2 protein-coding genes are annotated in these 2,075 nt (G+C 57.2%); both read left to right on the forward strand.

What is annotated here, in order from left to right; all coding sequences use genetic code 11:
- Positions 1–634: 634 nt before the first annotated feature.
- Entirely contained in the window at positions 635–1,477 is an 843-nt protein-coding gene (locus tag RBH20_RS21285; protein ID WP_373567993.1) for a DUF6884 domain-containing protein, read from the forward strand.
- 101 nt (positions 1,478–1,578) lie between these two features.
- On the forward strand, positions 1,579–2,075 hold a 497-nt coding region (locus tag RBH20_RS21290), incomplete at its 3' end, for a hypothetical protein (RefSeq protein WP_306712418.1).

Raw genomic sequence — 2,075 nt, forward strand, 5'->3', positions numbered from 1 at the left:
GCACGAGCGAGACAGAGTAGAATACCGGGCCGGACTCACTCCTACTGAGGTTCACGGCTAGAACAGGTACTGCTACTGAGGCTCTTACCGAACCCAGCGGAGCAGTATTATCTGAGATCTGTTATAATCACTGGTGATGAATACAGGGCGCGTATCTCGTAGCGCAGCGTTGTGAGTTGTGAAGTCTACTAGATTACTCGGTCGGGTGCCCATTAGGCGAAGACGATGAGTAGCTGCCGAGTAGTTTGATACCAGCAATAGTAGCGATGAGGCCTCCGAGTACGCCTGAAACGCTGAATACGAGACTCTGCCAAAACAACATCTGAGTATTATTTTGGACATATCCAATATGAGCCAGTGTGAGTACCCCCACTCCGAGCAGAAATACGATGACCAATAGCCACTGACGAATCGAGCCAAGGAGCGCAGTTGTCTCGGAGGACATGACCAGAGATTCCTTCTTTTCCACCATTAGTGTGATGAATACACCCTCTATACCTTGCACGCCATTCTGTACCAATGTCAGGTCTACTATGTCTATTTCGCCAGATTAGGCAAGAGCCATCACTGAGCAGCCGTGTATCTTGTCGAGCCGCAATTTTGTGACTCCCTCTCTAGACGAGGGAGACAGATCATGACAACACAGACAGAGCGGACCCGTGGCCGCTTCGTCCTTGTCGGGTGCAGTGACGCGAAAACCGACGATCCAGCTGAGGCTCGCAACCTCTACACATCGTCATATTTCTCGGTCAAGCGATCGCTTGCTGAGGAGGCCGTCCAGTGGGCTCGAACTGCTGACCGACGAGCGAATACTTGGGGTGTCCTCTCTGCGGAGCACGCGATACTAATGCCTCGGCAGACGGTCGCCCCATACGACACGACCATTGAGGACCTGCGCGGAGAACCCATCGAGGGTGAGCCACACTATCGGCTTCCGTCGGGCGACCGAGTCGAGACCCAGCTAGATCGGTGGGCGCTGCGTGTCCATTCATCACTGGGCGATTGGCTCCGGCGGCCGTACGCAGCCGATCAGCAGGAGTCCCCCTGTCGAGAGTTGGTTGTTCTGGCCGGCAGCGACTACGTCGACGCGCTGCGCGAGCGTGGTATCTTCGACGGGCGGCCAACTGCGATTCGGACCGGGCGGGAAACGTACACTGCTCTTCCCCCGAAAGCGACAGTCCGCTTTCCCTTCCAGGAGCGAGACTTCGACGGGATGTTCGACCAAATGGGATGGCTCTCAGACCGCGCCGAAGAACTCTCGTCGGCAGCGGCTCCAGCCCGACGATCAGAACTCTCGGCCTTTGACGGGGGTTTCGAGCGCGACTCTGCTACGTGGCAAACAGGGCACAGTGGCGTCGACGTCGAAGGGACTGAGCAAGCGGGGCTGGATGCATTCGAGAGCGTCCCTGAGCGGTTCCTTGCCACGAAGCAAACGAGTCTTGCGACCGACGGCGGGGCAGGTGATCGACCTGAGTAGCACGCAAACCCACGATACCGAGCTTCTTAACCAACACTCGCGACTTCTGTTGGTTAATACGCTGGATCGAGCGATTTTGTGTTCCTCTGGCGGGTGAGAGGATGACTACAACTGATCCGACTCAGACACAGGACGGACAGCCAGACCAGCAAGCCGGCTTCGACTTCAGCAAGCCCGGACAGGAGCATGAGATTGAGGTGTCGTACTCGTGGGGGTATGTCGATACCATCTACATGGACGACGACGGCGAACTTGTCCGCTCACAGGATACTGATGGCTACTACCGCAACGACGAATCGTTCGAGTGTACCTGCGGGGAGACATTCGGTTGCGAGAGCAAAGCAAAATCCCACATCCGAAGCGAGGGCTTCCGAGGCCCGCCGGTGCCGGTCGCCGGCCATCCAGAAGCATTGCGTTGGGAAAACGAGACGATAACCGACTTCGGGGGGAATGTGGAATTCATTCCAGATGTCGCGAACACGGCTGGCAAAGTTGTCAGCGGGGCTGACTACCTGATCGCAACGGCCCGGACGACACTGACGCCGCCAGCAGACCACGGGTTCGACAGCTGGGAGCCACTGCAATATGGCCGCTTGGC

This window comes from Haloarcula sp. H-GB4 (assembly GCF_030848575.1).
Classification (GTDB): domain Archaea; phylum Halobacteriota; class Halobacteria; order Halobacteriales; family Haloarculaceae; genus Haloarcula.